The sequence below is a fragment of the Prevotella dentasini JCM 15908 genome (assembly GCF_000614065.1).
In the GTDB taxonomy this organism is placed as follows: domain Bacteria; phylum Bacteroidota; class Bacteroidia; order Bacteroidales; family Bacteroidaceae; genus Prevotella; species Prevotella dentasini.
The window spans coordinates 69,729-87,970 of record NZ_BAKG01000007.1 but is presented as its reverse complement, the minus strand read 5'-3'; the positions used below and the strand labels follow the sequence as shown (position 1 = coordinate 87,970).

Below are 18,242 nucleotides of genomic sequence, written 5' to 3'. Positions count from 1 at the left end.
AGCAGGTTTTAAGACAGAATGTGCATGGGGAAGAGATTTATTCATTATGCCCATTCTGTCCAATTCATAAGGAAGTACCCGGCAGCGATTGGCAAAGAGCTATCAACCCGTAGGGACAGGCCCCGTGCCTGTCCGAAACATGCGGATGCGGACAGACACGTGGTTCGTCCCTGCATTTTGCTTGTCATAAAAAGAATATCCAAGCTGTGAAACCCGTTTATTCTGTACATTCTGACAGAGACGTTGCTCCTTTCGTTCCTCCTGTCTGACGGACGTCGGTCTCGTTCATGGGTTGCAACTTTATTAAAAAAGGTTGTATAATTGTAGAATCCTGACAGAAATGCCTACTTTTGCCACCTGTTCCCTCTGTCAGTATGTCCGAACCGTCTGTCTGACAATGAAAGGGAGAAAACTCAAAAGCATCAATTAAGAAATCGCGAATGACGACAAAAAAGATATTGCTCCTCCTCTGGACAATGATTGCTCTGACCGTCCATGCACAGCAGCCGCGGTGGGTAGGCACGTGGGCGTGTGCGCCACAAACCGTCGACAAGCGGTACATGCCCTACAACAACAATATGTCCGACCGCTCCGTCCGTCAGATAGTCAAGGTCAGCATTGGCGGAGAGGCTGTCCGTCTTCAGTTGAGCAACGTCTTTTCGTCGCAGCCCGTCGAAATCCGAAGCGTATATATAGCCCATTCCACTGACTCTTTCTCCATTCACCGCCTTTCTGCCCGGTATCTCCACTTTTCGGGCAGACGATCGGTAACGATACCTGCCGGGCAGTCGGTATTCTCCGACGAACTGAAGTTCCGCCTCGAGCCGATGGAGCGCGTCGCCATCACCATCAACTACTATCGCGCACCGGCACTGCCCACCGTGCACATGGGGTCGCGCACCACGTCTTATATCATGCGTGGTCTGACGACCCCTGCCACCCGTTTCGGCAAGGCGTTCCGCGAAGACCACTGGTTCAATATTGCTGCCATTGACGTAGTGCACGCCGAGGCGGCATCGGTAGCCATCATCGGCAATAGCATCACCGACGGGAAAGCCTCAACCACCAACGGGCAAGACCGATGGCCCGACATCATGTCGGACGTTCTCAATGCTCCACACCGCAAGGCGAGACCTACGGGCGTGCTCAATCTCGGCATCGGCAACAACCGCGTGCTGAGTGTCGGACTGGGCGAGGCGGCCCGAGACCGCTTCGACCGCGACATCCTCGCGCAACGGGGCGTGCGCGATGTGGTCGTCTTCGAGGGAATCAACGACCTCGGTACTACGGCCAATCCCGGTGAGACGGCCCGTCAGCTCATTGCCGAGTATCAGAAGATGATACAGAAAGCCCATGCCCGCGGGCTGCGCGTCTTTGGCGGTACGATCATGCCCTTCCGCGGATGCAGGGGATATTACACCGAGGCACGCGATGCGGCGCGCAGGCAGGTGAACGACTGGATTCGCACGACAGGCGAACTGGACGGTGTCCTTGACTTCGACGCCCTGATGCGCGACCCCTCTGCACCCGACCAGCTCCGCCGGGAATGGCAGTGTGGCGACTGGCTTCATCCCAACCCGCTAGGCTACCGGCAGATGGGAGAATATGCTGCAAGGGTGTTGGCGGCCGACAATTGACGGCCCGTTATTCTTTCCGTTTGATTGTCAGAGGCTTGTTCTCGTGGCAGAATGACCTATGTTAAGTTTCGGAGACGCAGGCTAATTATTTCCGTTTCCCGTTTGGCAGGTCAGCGGAAAATACATACCTTTGCAGAAAGATTGTATATTAATATAATAAAAACTGAAATAGAATAATTATGGCAAAGAAAGCTCTATTGATGATTCTCGACGGTTGGGGAATCGGAAAGCATGGTGAAGGCGACGTAATCTATCATACACCAACTCCTTATCTTGACTACCTGAATGCGGTTTCGGCTCATTCGCAGCTCGAAGCATCGGGCGAGAACGTGGGTCTGCCCGACGGACAGATGGGCAACTCGGAGGTAGGGCACCTCAATATAGGTGCCGGCCGTGTGGTTTATCAGGATCTTGTGAAAATCAACAAGGCCTGCGAGAGCGGCGACATCCTGAAGAATGAACAGGTAGTCAATGCCTACAGCTATGCGCAGAAGACGGGAAAGAAACTTCACCTGATGGGACTGACCTCTGCCGGTGGCGTACACTCTTCGCTCGACCATCTCTTCAAGCTCATTGAGATAGGCAGGGAATATAATCTGAAAGACGTTTACGTTCACTGCTTCATGGACGGACGCGACACCGACCCGAAGAGCGGTGCAGGCTTTGTTGCCGACATCCAGAAGGCATGCGATGCGAATGGTGCGCACATTGCTTCGGTCATCGGACGCTTCTACGCCATGGACCGCGACAAACGCTGGAATCGCGTCAAGGAGGCATACGACCTTCTCGTCGAGGCTAAGGGCAAACAGGCTGCCGATATGGTAAAGGCCATAGAGGAAAGTTATGCCGAAGGGGTTACCGACGAGTTCATCAAGCCTATCACGAACTCTGCCGTTGACGGTACGGTTCAGGAAGGCGACGTCGTTATCTTCATCAACTTCCGCAACGACCGTGCCAAGGAACTGACGCAGGTGCTCACGCAACAGGACATGCCGGAGGAAGGCATGCACACCGTCAAGGACTTGCAGTACTACTGCATGACGCCGTATGATGCCAACTTCAAGGGTGTTCACGTCCTCTTCCCGAAAGAGAACGTGATGAATACACTGGGCGAATACCTGAGCAAGCAGGGTAAGAAGCAGCTCCATACTGCCGAAACCGAGAAGTATGCACACGTTACATTCTTCTTCAACGGTGGACGCGAGCAGCCTTATGAGGGCGAAGACCGTATCCTTGTGGCTTCGCCGAAGGTGGCAACCTACGACCTCAAGCCGGAGATGAGTGCCTATGAGGTGAAGGACAAACTCGTCGGTGCCATCAAGACACAGGAGTACGATTTCATCGTCGTGAACTTTGCCAATGGCGATATGGTCGGCCATACGGGTGTCTACCATGCCATTGCCAAGGCGGTATGGGCGGTAGACCAATGCGTGAAGGAGGTCATTGAGACCGCAAAGGCCAACGACTATGAGGCCATTATCATTGCCGACCACGGCAATGCCGACAATGCCGTCAATCCGGATGGTTCGCCCAACACGGCCCATTCGCTGAACCCCGTTCCCTTCATCTACGTTACCGACAACAACTCGGCACGTGTCAGGGATGGCCGCTTGGCAGACGTGGCCCCCTCCATCCTCCATATCATGGGCTTGGAGCAGCCGGCCGACATGACGGGCGAGAATCTGATAGAGGACAAATAATCTCTTCAGAGAGACTATATGGGAAGGGCGGAGCTGTAGGCTTCGCCCTTTTTCGGATACTTTGTGGCTATATTTTCCGGTTTTTCTTGCGAAGTGGGAATATGAGGCTCATAGGCGCGCTGTCCGGTAATTCCTTGAAGAAGGAGCAGGAAAAGTTCCCAAGTGTGTTCCCAAAAGCTTCCGGGTTTGCAAAAAAACTATTTTCGGCAGGAATTGGAGACAGACGACAATCGTCGGTAGTGGATAAGAGAAAGACGGGCGAGGCGGGCATAATGTTGAAATGTGGTGGTTATTCTACTCCGCTTTTCTTGCCTGTCTCGCTGCTTTGTCGTATTTTTGCAGCAAACAAGATACATTGCCCTATGAAAGTAGACATCGAGCCTTCTTGGAAGGAACATTTGGGGGCGGAGTTTGAAAAGCCCTATTTCAGCCAGCTTGCAGCTCTTGTAAGGCAGGAGTACAGGCAGCAGACCTGCTATCCGCCGGGCCGGCTCATCTTCAATGCCTTCAACCTCTGTCCGTTCGACAAGGTGAAGGTGGTCATAATCGGACAAGACCCCTATCATGAACCCGGTCAGGCAATGGGCCTGAGCTTTTCCGTTCCCGAAGGAGTTATGTTGCCGCCATCTCTCATTAATATATATAAAGAGATAGAGCAAGACCTCGGTAAGCCCATTCCGCAGTCGGGCGACCTTACCCGTTGGGCGTCGCAGGGCGTGTTGTTGCTTAATGCCACGCTGACCGTGCGTGCCCATCTTGCCAATAGCCATCAGCGTATAGGGTGGGGTACGTTTACCGATGCGGCCATCAGGCACTCAGCGACGGGCGCGACCACCTTGTGTTCATGCTGTGGGGGGCTTTGCCCGTTCCAAGAAATACCTCATTGACCAGCAACGCCACTTAGTGCTCGAAAGCGTACACCCTTCTCCGCTTTCCGCCAACCGTGGCGGATGGTTCGGGCAGCACCAGTTCTCGCGTTGTAACTCTTATCTGTCGGAACAGGGGAAAGTTCCCATAGAGTGGTAGGTCGTAACGCTCATGCCGCCTGTCCGTTTCTCGGGCAGGCAGCATGATGTTATGGTTTGTGTTGAAAGGAAGTCTCGGGCATGCTGTATTAATGAGGCCGGCTGTTTTTTTGATGGATGAGGCTTTCTATTTCCTTGTTTTTAGAAAGCTAATGAGGCGGCAAAGCCTTTTACCCCTATGAGATGGTAGAGCAGTGCTTTCGCTTTGTAGGGGCTATGCCGTATGGAAAGGCGGTAATTGATTTCTTCGGGTGGGTCGCCTGTGAGCAGATGCTCCTGTAGCTGAATGTTCAGCAGGTCGGCATAGTATATGGTCTGTTCGGCAGTGGGGTAGTTGGCAATCTGTTCGGATATCAGGCAGTAGCTGTCAAGATGAGCCTTTAGCAATACACGCCACTCCTCGCCCTTGGCCGAACCCGTGATGCCGTTGGGATTGATGCAGTAATGATAGAAGCCCAACGGGCAGGTTTTGACCTGTCGTGCGCGTTTCACCAAGTACGGAAGAGTCAAGATGTCCTCAAAGACCTTTCCGGCCGGATAGCGGATTTCGTCGAACAGGCTGCGTCGGTAGATTTTGTTCCATGCGTAGGTGTGCTGATATGCATGCCCCATGAGCCAGTAGTCGGACAGGGAAGTGAAAGTTTGTGTGGTGAAGGATAGCTTTTCCGTGCCGTTCCCTTTTTCCTTAATGACGCCGAACTCAAGAATATCTGTATCTGGCGTTAGCAGTCGGCGTGCCTGTTCGTATATGCCCTCGTCGACATAGTCGTCGGAATCGATAAATGTAATGAACTCTGCTGTTGCCCGTTCTATCCCTGCATTGCGTGCCTCGCTGAGTCCGCCGTTCTTTTGGTGTACTACTTCTACGCAGGCTCCGAGTGCCCTTTGTTTTGCTGCCCATTCGTCGCAGATGCGTCCGCTGTCGTCGGTTGCCCCGTCGTCTACGAGAATAGTCTGATAGTCTGCTCCGTACCGGGCAATGCTGTTCAGGCAACGGGGCAGTGTCGGTGCAACGTTGTAGACGGGAATTACGATGGATAGGAGATGGTCCATATATGTATGACGGTTTATTACGGTCTTTTCTTCGGCAGACTTTGTTGGCTTGCCCGGAGAGTTTCTGTCCTCTTTTAATGGTGGCCTGTGGAGGCTGTCCGATGATATTGCCCACGCAAAGGCTCCTGCCTTGACGGTTCCTGCCAAGAACGGTGGCAGTTGGATGTTGCAAAGATAACGTTTTTTCCTTGTATATTTTGTTTTATAGGTGATAGTTTCTCCTGATTTTTTGTTATCTTTACTGATAGATATGTCCGGAATGTGCCGATTCAGGTATATTTGGGGAAATATCAAAAGAAAAGCAAACAAAGATTTGGAAAGATGAAGATTTATTCGTAACTTTGCAACGTTCAGAGGAATGAGGGGCTTTGCGAAAGTCCCTCATTTTTCATATTAAAACGCGTATGATAGATAAAAACGTTGTAAAGAAGTTAGTTGACGAATGGCTGGAGGGCAAGGAGTATTTCTTGGTTGACATTCAGCTGGGTTCTGATGATAAAATTGTCGTAGAAATTGACCATGCCGATGGGGTTTGGATTGAAGACTGCGTAGAATTGAGCAAATATATTGAGGATCATCTCTCTCGCGACGAGGAAGACTACGAACTCGAAGTGGGGTCGGCAGGTCTCGGGCAACCTTTCAAGGTTCCTCGCCAGTATGAAATCTTTGTCGGGAAGGAAGTGGAAGTACTTGACAAGGACGGAAAGAAGGTGAAAGGTATTCTCAAGAGTGTTGACGGCAACAACTTTGTCGTGTCGGTCAACGAAAAAGTACAGGTGGAAGGAAAGAAGCGGCCGGTAAAAATGGACGTAGACCATCTGTACAAGATGGATGAAGTAAAATATACAAAATACATAATAAGTTTCAAGTAAAACTATGGCAAGAAAAGTAGAAGAAGAGCGTCCGAATATGATTGAGACCTTCAAGGAGTTCAAGGACACCAAGAGTATCGATCGTACAACGTTGGTGAGCGTGTTGGAAGAGAGCTTTCGCAACGTGCTTGCAAAGATATTCGGCAGCGACGAGAACTTCGACGTCATTGTGAACCCTGACAAGGGCGACTTCGAAATCTACCGTAACCGCGTCGTCGTAGCAGACGGTGAGGTGCAGGATGAAAATAAGGAAATCAGTCTGAAAGATGCACAAAGCATAGAACCTGACTACGAGGTAGGAGAGGACGTGAGCGAAAAAGTGGACTTCAACAAGTTCGGCCGCCGTGCTATCCTCAATCTTCGTCAGACATTGGCTTCGAAGATACTCGAACTGGAACACGACTCTCTCTATAACCGTTATAAGGATCGTGTCGGTCAGATTATCTCTGCCGAGGTTTATCAGACTTGGAAGCGTGAAGTGTTGCTCGTGGACGATGAAAACAATGAGCTGATTTTGCCGAAAAGTGAACAGATTCCCCACGACCAGTACCGTAAGGGCGAGACGGTTCGTGCGGTCATTCTGCGTGTAGATAATGAGAACAATAATCCGAAGATAATCCTCTCCCGTACAGCCCCGGAATTCTTGCAGCGTCTGCTTGAAGCCGAAGTACCTGAAATTAACGAAGGACTTATTGCCATCCGCAAGATTGCCCGTATGCCGGGTGAGCGTGCGAAGATTGCTGTAGAGAGCTTCGACGAACGCATAGATCCAGTAGGTGCCTGCGTAGGTGTGCGCGGTAGCCGTGTTCATGGTATTGTGCGCGAACTTTGCAATGAAAATCTTGATGTCATCAACTGGACTGACAATACAAAATTGTTCATTCAGCGTGCATTGTCGCCGGCAAAGGTCAGCAGTTTGAACATCAATGAGGAAGAGAAAAAAGCGGAGGTGTACCTTCAGCCGGAGGAAGTCAGCCTCGCTATTGGCCGTGGCGGTATGAATATCAAACTTGCCAGTATGCTGACTGGATATACCATTGACGTGTTCCGTGAACTCAATGAACAGGATTCGGAGGAAGATATTTATTTGGACGAATTCTCCGATGAAATTGACGGATGGGTTATTGATGCCATCAAGGGCATCGGTCTGGATACTGCCCGGCAGGTGCTTAACGCTCCTCGTGAGATGCTGATAGAAAAGGCTGACTTGGAAGAAGAGACCGTTGATGGCATACTGAAGATACTGAAGGCGGAGTTTGAACAATAGGTGACAGCAGGTGGGTGATGGCTGTTGAGGGGTGGCTAACGGGTGTGACCGTCCCCAACTCCCATGTTCGGAACACCAAAACCACATAACTCTTCAACACCCAACATCCAACACCCAACACCGAAAAATAAAGTTAATGAGCATCAGATTACACAAAGCAATTCGAGAATTAAACATAGGACTCCAAACGGCAGTGGAGTTCTTGGAGAAAAAACAAAGCCTGGGCGAAGTCAAGGAAGATCCTAACTTCAAGCTCAATGAAGCACAGTATGATGCACTCGTGAAGGAATTCAAGAGTGATCAGGCTGTGAAGAACGATGCGGCAAAGATATTCCAAAAGAAGCAGAAAGAGCCGAAGAACGCTGACCATCGTGCAGAAAACCTGTTGAAGCAGGCACGCGCACAACAGCAGTATAAGCCGATGGGCAAGATAGACCTCGAACAGCTCAATAAGCCGGCGGTCAAGCCGGCTGCTCCTGCTGAAAAGAAAGTGGAACCTGCACAGGCTATTGCCGTCAGCCCAAGTCAGGAGACAACTAAAGGGGGCGTCGAAAATCTCATTGTGAAAGAAGAAAAGAAGGAAGCTCCTAAGTCTGCACCTGCACAGGCAGATAAGTCCGTTGAAACTCTGAAGACGGATATTCCTGCTAATTCAAATGCGGAGGCTGTGTCTGGCCTTGCTTCAAAAGTAGAGGCATCGAAGCAGGATGCTACTGGGGAAGGGGCAGAAAAGAGTGGTGAAGTGAAGGATAACGGTATTTTCCAGACCAGTAATGAGAAGAAGATGCTGAATCAGCCGAAGATGACAGTCCTCGGGAAGATAGACCTTAGCACACTCAACCAGAGCACCCGACCGAAGAAGAAAAGCAAGGAGGAACGCCGCAAGGAACGCGAGGACAAGTCAGGACAGACTGCCAATGGTAAGAAAAAGCGTGTACGTATTAATAAGGAACGTGTAGATATTAATGCGGCTGCTAACCAGCAGGGAAGCAACCAACAAGGTGGCGGAAAGAAAAAGAACAATAATAACAACAATAATAATAGCGGAGGGGGCAAGAAGCGCAACCGTAATCAGAAACCGCTGGAAGTGGATGATGAGGCTGTAGCACGTCAGGTTAAAGAGACGCTTGCACGCCTGACGAGCAAGAGCCTGAACAAGAAGGGCGCAAAGTATCGTAAGGAAAAGCGCGACGCTGTTCAGGAGAAGCTCAATGCAGAGGCAAAGGCGGAACGTAAGGAAAGTAAGACCCTGAAGCTGACCGAGTTCGTTACCGTCTCCGAACTGGCAACGATGATGAACGTGCCGGTAACGAATGTCATTTCTACGTTGATGTCTGTCGGTATCATGGTGTCGATAAACCAGCGTCTTGATGCCGAGACTATCAACCTCGTGGCTGATGAATTTGATTTCAAGACGGAATATGTCAGTGCCGAGGTACAGGAAGCTGTCAGCGAGGAGGAGGACGACGAGACCGATCTCGTTTCGCGTGCTCCTATCGTTACGGTGATGGGACATGTTGACCACGGTAAGACTTCCTTGCTCGACCATATCCGCAACACTAACGTTATTGCCGGTGAGGCTGGCGGTATTACTCAGCACATCGGTGCATATAGTGTAACGTTGGAGAATGGCCGCAAGGTAACGTTCCTTGACACGCCGGGCCATGAGGCCTTTACTGCCATGCGTGCCCGTGGTGCTCAGGTAACGGATATTGTGATAATCATTATTGCTGCCGATGACTCGGTGATGCCTACCACCAAGGAGGCTATCGCCCATGCGCAGGCAGCGGGCGTCCCGATGGTGTTTGCTATTAATAAGGTGGACAAGCCGGGAGCCAATCCGGACAAGATACGCGAAGACCTGTCGCAAATGAATCTTCTTGTAGAAGAGTGGGGCGGCAAGTATCAGTGTCAGGAAATCAGTGCAAAGAAAGGTCTGGGCATAGGCGACTTGCTTGACAAGGTATTGCTCGAGGCGGACATGCTCGACCTTAAGGCGAATCCGAACCGCAAGGCAACGGGTACGATTATAGAGTCGTCGCTTGATAAGGGACGCGGCTATGTCAGCACGGTGCTTGTATCAAATGGTACGTTGAAAGTCGGCGATAATGTGATTGCCGGAACTTCTTGGGGACGTATCAAGGCGATGTTCAATGAGCGTAACCAGCGTGTTGAAACCGCAGGGCCGGCAGAGCCGGCTATCATCCTCGGTCTGAACGGTGCACCGACAGCCGGTGATACCTTCCACGTGATGGAAACCGAACAGGAAGCACGCGAGATTGCCAATAAGCGTGAGCAGTTACAGCGCGAGCAGGGCTTGCGTACACAGACCCGTCTGACCCTTTCCGACATATCGCACCGCATTGCCCGTGGAGAGTTCCATGAGATGAACATCATCGTAAAGGGCGATACCGACGGTTCCATCGAGGCATTGTCCGATTCGTTCATCAAGCTGTCTACCGAAAAGGTGAATGTTAGTGTCATCAGCAAGGCGGTAGGACAGATTTCCGAAAACGATGTGATGCTTGCATCGGCCTCCGATGCCGTTATTGTCGGCTTCCAAGTTCGTCCTTCTGCGGATGCACGCCGTCTGGCCGACCGTGAGGGGGTAGACATCAATACCTACTCCGTCATCTACGACGCCATTGACGACGTCCGTGCCGCGATGGTCGGCATGCTCGACAAGGTGAAGAAGGAGATTGTTACCGGACAGGTGGAAGTCCGTCAGGTATTCAAGATTTCCAAGGTGGGTACGGTTGCCGGCGGTCTCGTTACCGAGGGCAAGGTGCACAACAAGGACAAGGCGCGCGTTGTCCGCGACGGTATCGTCATTCACACCGCACCTATCGACGCTCTGAAACGTTACAAGGACGACGTGAAGGAGGTTGTAACCGGATTGGAGTGCGGCCTTTCGCTTGTCAACTACAACGACATTCAGGCAGGCGACATCATCGAGACCTTCACGGAGATTGAGGTAGAACAGAAACTATAGCAAAGCAAGAAGCCGTCTCTTCTCCCGGAATGGAGAAAAGGCGGTTTCTTTCTTTTGCGGTAACAAATGTTTCCGCAGTGCCTGATGGCATGCTATTTGCGAAATCACTATATATAGAAGGTATAGAGACTTGGAACGTGCAGTGCCTTCCATGTGCAGGGGCGGCCTAACTCCCGCAACACCCTCGTTTCTCTAACTCCTTAGTTAATAATGGGGCTTTCAGGTGTCGGCCAAACTCCTACGGCTCCTTCATTCCTTTAACTGCCAATATATGTCAGACAACAACAACAACGAATATGTGCGCAAGGTAGCGGAGCAGAAATACGAGTTCGGCTTCACGACCGACGTGCATACCGACATCATACCGAAAGGCCTGAACGAAGATGTGGTCAGGCTCATTTCGGAGAAGAAGGGGGAGCCGCAGTGGCTCCTCGATTTTCGTTTGGAGGCGTTCCGTCATTGGCAGACGCTCGAAATCCCGACATGGGGACACCTGCATCTGCCCGAAATCGACTTCCAAGCCATCTCCTACTATGCCGACCCTCTGGCAAAGAAACCGAAGAACAAGGAGCTTGACCCCGAGTTGGAAAAGACTTTCGACAAGCTCGGTATTCCCTTGGAAGAGCGGCTGGCCCTCGGCGGTGTGGCTGTAGATGCCATCATGGACTCCGTATCGGTAAAGACGACTTTCAAGAAGCAGCTTGCCGAGAAAGGCGTCATATTCTGTTCCATCGGCGAGGCGGTGCAGGAGCATCCCGACCTCGTGCGCCGGTATCTCGGCAGCGTGGTGCCCTATCGCGACAACTTCACGTCCGCCCTCAACTCTGCCGTGTTCAGCGACGGTTCGTTCGTCTATATTCCGAAGGGTGTCCGCTGTCCGATGGAGCTGAGCTCGTACTTCCGCATCAATGCAATGAATACGGGGCAGTTCGAGCGCACGCTCATCGTTGCCGACGACGATTCCTACGTCAGTTATCTTGAAGGCTGCACCGCTCCGATGCGGGATGAAAACCAGTTGCACGCTGCCATCGTCGAGATTGTGGTGATGAACAATGCCGAGGTGAAATACTCTACCGTCCAGAACTGGTATCCGGGCGACGAGAACGGAAAGGGTGGAGTGCTCAACCTCGTAACGAAGCGCGGCGACCTGCGCGGCGTGAACTCCAAACTCTCTTGGACGCAGGTGGAGACCGGCTCGGCCATCACGTGGAAGTACCCCTCGTGCGTGCTCCGTGGCGACAATTCGCAGGCGGAATTCTATTCCGTTGCCGTAACCAACAACTTTCAGGAGGCCGACACGGGGACGAAGATGATTCACCTCGGGCGCAACACGAAGAGCACCATCATATCGAAGGGAATCTCTGCCGGCCGCAGCCAGAACTCCTACCGCGGCTTGGTGCGCGTGGCTCCCAATGCGGAAAATGCGCGCAACTACAGCTCGTGCGACTCGCTGCTGCTGGGCTCGGACTGCGGTGCGCATACATTCCCCTATCTTGACATCCACAACGACTCTGCCATCGTAGAGCACGAGGCCACGACGTCGAAAATCAGCGAAGACCAGCTCTTCTACTGCAACCAGCGCGGCATCCCCACCGAGGATGCCATCGGGCTGATAGTGAACGGCTACGCGAAGGACGTGCTCAACAAGCTCCCGATGGAGTTTGCCGTAGAGGCGCAGAAGCTCCTTTCCGTCTCGCTCGAAGGGTCGGTGGGATAGCAGCGTGCGAAAGAAGACATGAAGACGGCGACAGCAATCATGGCCCTGATGCTTGCCTCCTCGGCGCAGGCCCAGTCGTGGCAGCCGGAGGCGTGGCGGAAGTACATCATCGACAGGGAGGTGGCAGCCGACACGGTGCGTCCTGCCCGTTCGCTGATGGGCGAGCCGATAGAGCTGGCCAAGCCTTTCGACCCGCGTCTTTTCCGCTGCGTAACGGGTACGGACTTCATAAAAGACCTGCCCCGGCACAGATACGGGAAACCGAAGCTCTCCGTCGGCAGCGACGACAGGGAATCGCTCTTCGCCGAGCAGGATAGGCAGATGGAGGCGCAGCGCGCAGCCAGCGGAGACTATCACGCGTCGGACCTCCTTGGCGACATTCTCTTGGACATCGTGAACATTTTAATATTCAAAAACAAGTAAAATCAAAGGATATGCTGGAAATAAAGAACCTGCATGCTACCATCGCAGGAAAAGAAATACTCAAGGGCATCAACCTGACCATCAGGGACGGCGAGGTGCACGCCATCATGGGGCCGAACGGCTCGGGAAAGTCTACGCTGAGCGCAGTCCTCACGGGCAACCCGCTCTACACCGTTACCGAAGGCTCTGCCTACTTCAACGGCAAGGACCTGCTGACGATGAAGCCCGAAGACCGTTCGCACGAGGGCATCTTCCTCTCGTTTCAGTACCCCGTAGAAATCCCGGGCGTAAGCATGACCAACTTCATGAAGGCTGCCATCAATGCAAAGCGCGCATACGAGGGACTGGAGCCGATGAAGGCTGCCGAATTCCTGAAGCTGATGAAGGAGAAGCGCGAACTTGTGGGCATCGACAAGAAGCTCTCCCACCGCAGCGTGAACGAGGGATTCTCGGGCGGCGAGAAGAAGCGGAACGAAATCTTCCAGATGGCCATGCTCGAACCGAAGCTGAGTATTCTCGACGAGACCGACTCGGGGCTTGACGTAGACGCAATGCGCATAGTGGCCGACGGTGTGAACAAGATGCACACGCCCGCGACGTCTACCATCGTCATCACCCACTACGAGCGTCTGCTCGACATGATAAGGCCGGGCACCGTCCACGTGCTCTACAATGGCCGCATCGTGAAGACTGCCGGCCCGGAACTGGCCAAGGAAATAGAGCAGCGCGGATACGACTGGATAAAGCAATTGTCAACTGACGACTGACGATTGGCGACGGAGGTGTGGGTGCGCCATCCCGGCTTCCGGCTCTTCCGCCCTGCCTGACGGCAAACCTCGCTCTTTGAAAATTGTTTACACCGTGAGGCGAAATGAAAAAGAGTGCGCACACTCTTGAAATTGTCTTATAGGAGAGTTGAAATTGTCTTATAAGAGAATTTGAAAAGTCTTATAAGAGAATTTCGTCTCCCTCACGCCCGTTGATTATCAATTAGTTGCAAAACGCGATTTTGAGACGGGCGAGAAGTAAAAACATTTTACGCAAGGCCGGGAGATGCCTGTTCGCCGGAACGGCAATCCGGCTCCGTCATTCCGAATCTTTTAACTTCCAAACGAAAATGCAAAGCGAAAAACAATATATCGACCTCTACAACGAGGCGCAGGCCCTTGTCAAGCGGTATGCGGCCCCCGTGCTCAACACCGTGCGCGACAAGGCCTTCGAGGACTTCAGGCGGCTTGGCTTCCCCACCAAGAAGGAGGAACGCTACAAGTACACGGACATCCCCCGGCTTTTCGAGCCGGACTACGGGCTGAACCTCCGCAGGCTCGACATACCCGTAGACCCCTACGAGGCGTTCCGCTGCGACGTCCCGAATCTGAGCACGTCGCTCTATTTCATGGTCAACGACCAGTTCTATGCCAAGTCCCTCCCGAAGGCGCAGCTCTCCGGGGGAGTTGTCGTAGACAGCCTGAGCCGCGCAGCCGCGCAGCGTCCCGGGCTGATTGAGAAATACTACGCGCGAATAGCCAAGACCGGGGACGACGGCATAACGGCCTTCAACACGATGCTCGCGCAGGACGGGCTGTTCATCTACATTCCCAAGGGCGTGCAGGAGAAGCGCACCATTCAGGTCGTCAACCTGCTCCGCTCCGACGTCGACCTGATGGTGAACCGCCGCGTGCTGATTGTCGTTGAGGAGGGTGCCGAGGCCAAGCTCCTTTTCTGCGACCATGCCACCGACGACCGCCGCTTCCTCGCCACGCAGGTGATAGAGGCATACGTGGGCGACAACGCCGGGCTGGAACTCAACTGCCTCGAAGAGACGCACGCCAAGAACGTGCGCATATCCAACGTCTACATCGAGCAGCAGCGCAACAGCCGCGTCAGCCACAACGTGATAACGCTCCACAACGGCATCACGCGCAACAAGCTCGACCTCGTCTTCAAGGGCGAGGGCAGCGAGTGCTTCTGCAACGGATGCGTCATTGCCGACAAGCGGCAGCACGTGGACAACAATACCGTCATCGACCATCAGGCAGGGCACTGCACGAGCAACCAGCTCTACAAGTATGTCCTCGACGACCATGCCGTCGGTGCGTTTGCCGGGCTTATCCTCGTCCGCCACGGCGCGCAGAAGACGCTCTCGCAGGAGACTAACCAGAACCTTGTCGCTACCAAGACGGCCCGCATGTACTCGCAGCCGATGCTCGAAATCTATGCCGACGACGTGCAGTGCAACCACGGTTCCACGGTAGGGCAGCTCAACGACGCAGCTCTCTTCTACATGCAGCAGCGCGGCATCGAGCTGAAGGAGGCGAAGCTCCTGCTGGAATTTGCCTTCGTCAACGAGGTGATAGACAAGATGCAGCTCGAGCCGCTCCGCGACCGCCTCCACCATCTCGTGGAGAAGCGTTTCCGCGGCGAGCTTGACAAGTGTCAGGGCTGCAGGCACTGCAGGTAGTGCCTGCAACGGAAGCCGCAGGGACGGCCGTCGCCGCAGGTCCGTCGCCGCCGTAAGTTTCCGGCCGGACGCGCGGCCCGGTTCCCGCGGCATGGATAATTCACGCATACTATCAACCAAGCCCTCTCCGCCTGCAGCCCCTCCCGTCTTGGGAAGGAGCCGGCGGAGGGTTTCATCTCCCTGCATAGGCAGGTATGGGTATCATGTATAATATATCACAAATCAGGGAAGACTTTCCCATTCTCTCCCGCACCGTCTACGGCAAGCCGCTGGTCTATCTCGACAATGCCGCCACCACGCAGAAACCGCTTTGCGTGCTCGATGCCATGCGCGGGGAATATCTCAGCGTCAACGCCAACGTGCACCGTGGCGTACACTGGATGTCGCAGCAGGCTACCGACCTGCACGAGGCGGCGCGCGAGACGGTGCGCAGGTTCGTCAATGCCAAGTCGGCTGCCGAGGTGGTCTTTACCCGCGGCACCACCGAGAGTCTCAACCTCGTTGCCTCCTCGTTCGCAGAGGGCTTTATGCGCGAAGGCGACGAGGTGATAGTCTCTGCCGCAGAGCATCATTCCAACATCGTGCCGTGGCAGCTGCAGGCGCAGCGCAGGGGCATCGTGCTGAAGGTAATTCCGGTGGACGACGGGGGCATGTTGCAGACCGGCCGGCTGGAAAGTCTGATAACGCCCCGGACGAAGATAGTCAGCGTCGGCCACGTCAGCAACGTCATGGGCACAATCAATCCCGTCCGCGAGATTATCAGCATAGCCCACGCACACGGCATCCCCGTGATGGTGGACGGAGCACAGAGCGTTCCCCATTTCAGGGTGGACGTGCAGGAGCTGGACTGCGACTTCTTGGCGTTCAGCGGACATAAGGTCTATGGCCCGACGGGCATCGGCGTGCTGTACGGAAAGGAGGAGTGGCTCGACAGGCTGCCGCCCTATCAGGGAGGCGGCGAGATGATAGAGCGCGTCAGCTTCGAGAAGACAACCTTTGAGCGGCCGCCGCTGAAGTTCGAGGCAGGTACGCCCGACTACGTGGGTACCCATGGTCTGGCAGCTGCCCTTGACTATGTATCCGCCTTGGGAATGGACAATATAGAAGCCCACGAGCAGGCCCTCACCCGTTACGCGCTCGAACAGCTGTGCAGCGTCCCCGGCATCCGCTTCTTCGGCTGTTCGCCCGGGACGGAGGCCCGCCACGATGCCGTCATCAGCTTCCTCGTCGGCAACATCCATCCGATGGACCTCGGCACGCTCCTCGACCAGCTCGGCATCGCCGTCCGCACGGGGCACCATTGTGCCCAGCCGCTGATGGACCGTTTCGGAATCCCCGGTACGGTCCGTGCTTCCTTCGCCCTTTACAACACGAAGGAGGAAGTCGACATGCTCGTGGAAGGAATACGACGGGTGGTGGCGATGTTCTGACAGGCTTCTGCCCGGCGGATATAAATCAGGGGCACGGAGAACCGGCAAGGTTCTCCGTGCCCCTGAAGTCTTTCATGCCGCGTCGTGGAATATAGGTGTGCAGTATGTAAATAAAATTCGTTTCGCTCTGTCAAAGTCCTGAAACGGAGAAGCGAAAGGGGCACTTCCACAACATGGAAGTGCCCCTTTCGTCTTATGAAAGTGCCGGTTTCGCCGTGCGGAAGTATTCCCTTCGCGGTGCCGCTTGATGCCGCCCTGATAATCAGTCTGTTGCAATCGCCGTTTCAATGCCGTTCATGCACATCCGGCAGCGTGTCGGCAGATTTGCTTGTAAAAGAATTTCGCGGCAGGGTGCTCCCGTAATCCGCATTTCAATATGCTGATTCGGCAAAGCCGCTCATGCCGCCCTGCGCTATACTTTGCTCTCGTGGCAGCGGTAAAGGCTTACGACAAACCAGCCGATGCAGGCAGCGTGCAGGGCCACCGATGGCAGCGCGGGGAAGGCTGCCAGCACGAAGGCTGCGACAGACTGGGTGATGAGCGATGCCTGATGGTGCGTAACCTCCTTCTCCAAGACGTGGCTGTAATATCTGCGCAGCCATTCTGCCGGGGCGTGAAGCCAGAGCCGCAGCTCGTGGGCGAAATTCGCGATAGTATCGCCGGGCATACTCCGTTCGTTTTCTCTTGCCGATAGGGTCATTTCCTTTTTCATATCTTCCTGTTGTTAGTTGTTTCGTATATGTTGTATAGGGTATAGGCAATGTTCCTAACCTTTACGGCTGCAAATTTAGAGGGTGTTTGTGCACAATAAGTTCACTCGCTAAAATTTATTCGTTATATAAAGTTAATAAATTCTTTGCTCTCTTCCGATTATTTATTACCTTTGGCGTGCCGAAGCCGTTGTGCTGCGATTTCTTTGCCTGTGGGGACAGATGCTCCCGTCTGCCCGGGGCAGGGAGAGGTCCGGCGGACGAGGCTGGTTGCAGACTATAAAGGAAATAACTATGCTGAAAAGCCATTATTACGACGGAAGGATAGAGGCCGGCTGCGACGAGGCCGGCCGGGGCTGTCTGGCAGGCAGCGTCTATGCGGCTGCCGTCATCTTCCCTCCCGGTTATCACAACGACGAGCTGAACGACTCGAAGCAGCTGACCGCCAGACGGAGGTACAGGCTTCGCGAGATTGTGGAGCGCGATGCCGTGGCGTGGGCGGTGGGAATAGTTACGCCGGAAGAGATAGACGAGATGAACATCCTCAATGCTTCCATCCTCGCCATGCACCGTGCGCTCGACCAGCTTTCGGTACGTCCCGAGGCCGTCATCGTAGACGGAAACCGCTTCAAGCCCTATCGCGGACTTCCCTCTGCGACCATCGTCAAGGGCGACGGTAAGTTTCTTTCCATCGCTGCCGCCTCTATTCTTGCCAAGACCTACCGCGACGACTATATGGACTTGCTGGCCAAGGAATGTCCGGAGTACGACTGGCTCTCGAACAAGGGCTATCCGACGAGGAAGCACCGGGCCGCCATCAGGCAATACGGTGCGACGAAGTACCACAGGAAGAGCTTCCGGCTGCTGCCCGAGGAGGAACTGACCTTGGATTTTGAGGAGTAGTGCAGGGGCTGCGTCCGGTATTGTCTCTTGCCTGAGGCAGACACGCGGCCGG

The 18,242-nt window shown here is 53.9% G+C and carries 13 protein-coding genes and 1 pseudogene; 12 read left to right on the top strand and 2 right to left on the bottom strand.

The annotated features are described in order from the left end of the window. Nucleotides 1-440 precede the first annotated feature (440 nt). The 3 genes and pseudogenes from JCM15908_RS05045 (at nt 441) to ung (ending at nt 4,363) form a co-directional block, all read left to right on the top strand. On the top strand, nt 441-1,637 hold the full coding sequence (locus JCM15908_RS05045; protein WP_025002526.1) for an SGNH/GDSL hydrolase family protein: 1,197 nt from the start codon (nt 441-443) through the stop codon (nt 1,635-1,637). A 179-nt stretch (nt 1,638-1,816) separates the two neighbouring features. Further along, nucleotides 1,817-3,337 carry a 2,3-bisphosphoglycerate-independent phosphoglycerate mutase gene (gpmI, locus tag JCM15908_RS05040; protein WP_025002525.1) on the top strand — a complete coding sequence of 507 codons (1,521 nt, stop codon included), beginning with the start codon at nt 1,817-1,819 and terminating at the stop codon, nt 3,335-3,337. A 362-nt stretch (nt 3,338-3,699) separates the two neighbouring features. Beyond that, nucleotides 3,700-4,363: pseudogene (gene ung, locus JCM15908_RS12420) on the top strand (uracil-DNA glycosylase). A 140-nt stretch (nt 4,364-4,503) separates the two neighbouring features. Here the strand turns inward: ung and JCM15908_RS05030 are convergent. Beyond that, nucleotides 4,504-5,415 carry a glycosyltransferase family 2 protein gene (locus JCM15908_RS05030; protein ID WP_148295525.1) on the bottom strand — a complete coding sequence of 304 codons (912 nt, stop codon included), beginning with the start codon at nt 5,413-5,415 and terminating at the stop codon, nt 4,504-4,506. A 404-nt stretch (nt 5,416-5,819) separates the two neighbouring features. On the opposite strand from JCM15908_RS05030, the gene rimP reads away from it, so the two are divergent. The 8 genes from rimP (at nt 5,820) to JCM15908_RS04990 (ending at nt 16,577) form a co-directional block, all read left to right on the top strand. Beyond that, the gene (rimP, locus tag JCM15908_RS05025) at nt 5,820-6,287 is read left to right on the top strand and encodes a ribosome assembly cofactor RimP (protein ID WP_025002523.1); all 468 of its coding nucleotides are present in this window, start codon (nt 5,820-5,822) and stop codon (nt 6,285-6,287) included. Between the two features lie 4 nt (nt 6,288-6,291). Beyond that, complete coding sequence (nusA, locus tag JCM15908_RS05020) at nt 6,292-7,554, top strand: transcription termination factor NusA (RefSeq protein WP_025002522.1); 1,263 nt, start codon at nt 6,292-6,294, stop codon at nt 7,552-7,554. A 136-nt stretch (nt 7,555-7,690) separates the two neighbouring features. Next, a complete protein-coding gene (infB, locus tag JCM15908_RS05015; protein ID WP_025002521.1) occupies nt 7,691-10,546 on the top strand; it encodes a translation initiation factor IF-2 in 2,856 nt (951 codons plus the stop codon). A 271-nt stretch (nt 10,547-10,817) separates the two neighbouring features. Further along, nucleotides 10,818-12,263, top strand: coding sequence for a Fe-S cluster assembly protein SufB (gene sufB / locus JCM15908_RS05010; protein WP_025002520.1), 1,446 nt, complete (start codon nt 10,818-10,820; stop codon nt 12,261-12,263). A gap of 18 nt (nt 12,264-12,281) precedes the next feature. Continuing rightward, a complete protein-coding gene (locus tag JCM15908_RS05005) occupies nt 12,282-12,686 on the top strand; it encodes a hypothetical protein (RefSeq protein WP_025002519.1) in 405 nt (134 codons plus the stop codon). A gap of 11 nt (nt 12,687-12,697) precedes the next feature. Next, entirely contained in the window at nt 12,698-13,453 is a 756-nt protein-coding gene (gene sufC, locus JCM15908_RS05000; protein WP_025002518.1) for a Fe-S cluster assembly ATPase SufC, read from the top strand. 350 nt (nt 13,454-13,803) lie between these two features. After that, nucleotides 13,804-15,147: a Fe-S cluster assembly protein SufD gene (gene sufD, locus JCM15908_RS04995; RefSeq protein WP_025002517.1), complete on the top strand. Its 1,344-nt coding sequence runs from the start codon at nt 13,804-13,806 to the stop codon at nt 15,145-15,147. A 203-nt stretch (nt 15,148-15,350) separates the two neighbouring features. Then, a complete protein-coding gene (locus JCM15908_RS04990) occupies nt 15,351-16,577 on the top strand; it encodes an aminotransferase class V-fold PLP-dependent enzyme (protein ID WP_025002516.1) in 1,227 nt (408 codons plus the stop codon). 412 nt (nt 16,578-16,989) lie between these two features. On the opposite strand, the gene JCM15908_RS04985 is transcribed toward JCM15908_RS04990, so the two are convergent. After that, a complete protein-coding gene (locus JCM15908_RS04985) occupies nt 16,990-17,289 on the bottom strand; it encodes a hypothetical protein (protein ID WP_025002515.1) in 300 nt (99 codons plus the stop codon). Between the two features lie 292 nt (nt 17,290-17,581). Here JCM15908_RS04985 and rnhB point away from each other — a divergent pair, with 292 nt between their 5' ends. Next, complete coding sequence (gene rnhB / locus JCM15908_RS04980) at nt 17,582-18,190, top strand: ribonuclease HII (protein ID WP_025002514.1); 609 nt, start codon at nt 17,582-17,584, stop codon at nt 18,188-18,190. Nucleotides 18,191-18,242: the final 52 nt, after the last annotated feature.

Excerpts from the sequence above, each read along its gene's own strand:
- JCM15908_RS04990 (WP_025002516.1), top strand. The coding sequence starts at position 15,351 with ATGTATAATATATCACAAATCAGGGAAGACTTTCCCATTCTCTCCCGC.
- sufC (WP_025002518.1), top strand. The coding sequence starts at position 12,698 with ATGCTGGAAATAAAGAACCTGCATGCTACCATCGCAGGAAAAGAAATA.
- nusA (WP_025002522.1), top strand. The coding sequence starts at position 6,292 with ATGGCAAGAAAAGTAGAAGAAGAGCGTCCGAATATGATTGAGACCTTC.
- rimP (WP_025002523.1), top strand. The coding sequence starts at position 5,820 with ATGATAGATAAAAACGTTGTAAAGAAGTTAGTTGACGAATGGCTGGAG.
- gpmI (WP_025002525.1), top strand. The coding sequence starts at position 1,817 with ATGGCAAAGAAAGCTCTATTGATGATTCTCGACGGTTGGGGAATCGGA.
- JCM15908_RS04985 (WP_025002515.1), bottom strand. The coding sequence starts at position 17,289 with ATGAAAAAGGAAATGACCCTATCGGCAAGAGAAAACGAACGGAGTATG.
- sufB (WP_025002520.1), top strand. The coding sequence starts at position 10,818 with ATGTCAGACAACAACAACAACGAATATGTGCGCAAGGTAGCGGAGCAG.
- JCM15908_RS05030 (WP_148295525.1), bottom strand. The coding sequence starts at position 5,415 with ATGGACCATCTCCTATCCATCGTAATTCCCGTCTACAACGTTGCACCG.
- JCM15908_RS05045 (WP_025002526.1), top strand. The coding sequence starts at position 441 with ATGACGACAAAAAAGATATTGCTCCTCCTCTGGACAATGATTGCTCTG.
- JCM15908_RS05005 (WP_025002519.1), top strand. The coding sequence starts at position 12,282 with ATGAAGACGGCGACAGCAATCATGGCCCTGATGCTTGCCTCCTCGGCG.
- rnhB (WP_025002514.1), top strand. The coding sequence starts at position 17,582 with ATGCTGAAAAGCCATTATTACGACGGAAGGATAGAGGCCGGCTGCGAC.
- sufD (WP_025002517.1), top strand. The coding sequence starts at position 13,804 with ATGCAAAGCGAAAAACAATATATCGACCTCTACAACGAGGCGCAGGCC.
- infB (WP_025002521.1), top strand. The coding sequence starts at position 7,691 with ATGAGCATCAGATTACACAAAGCAATTCGAGAATTAAACATAGGACTC.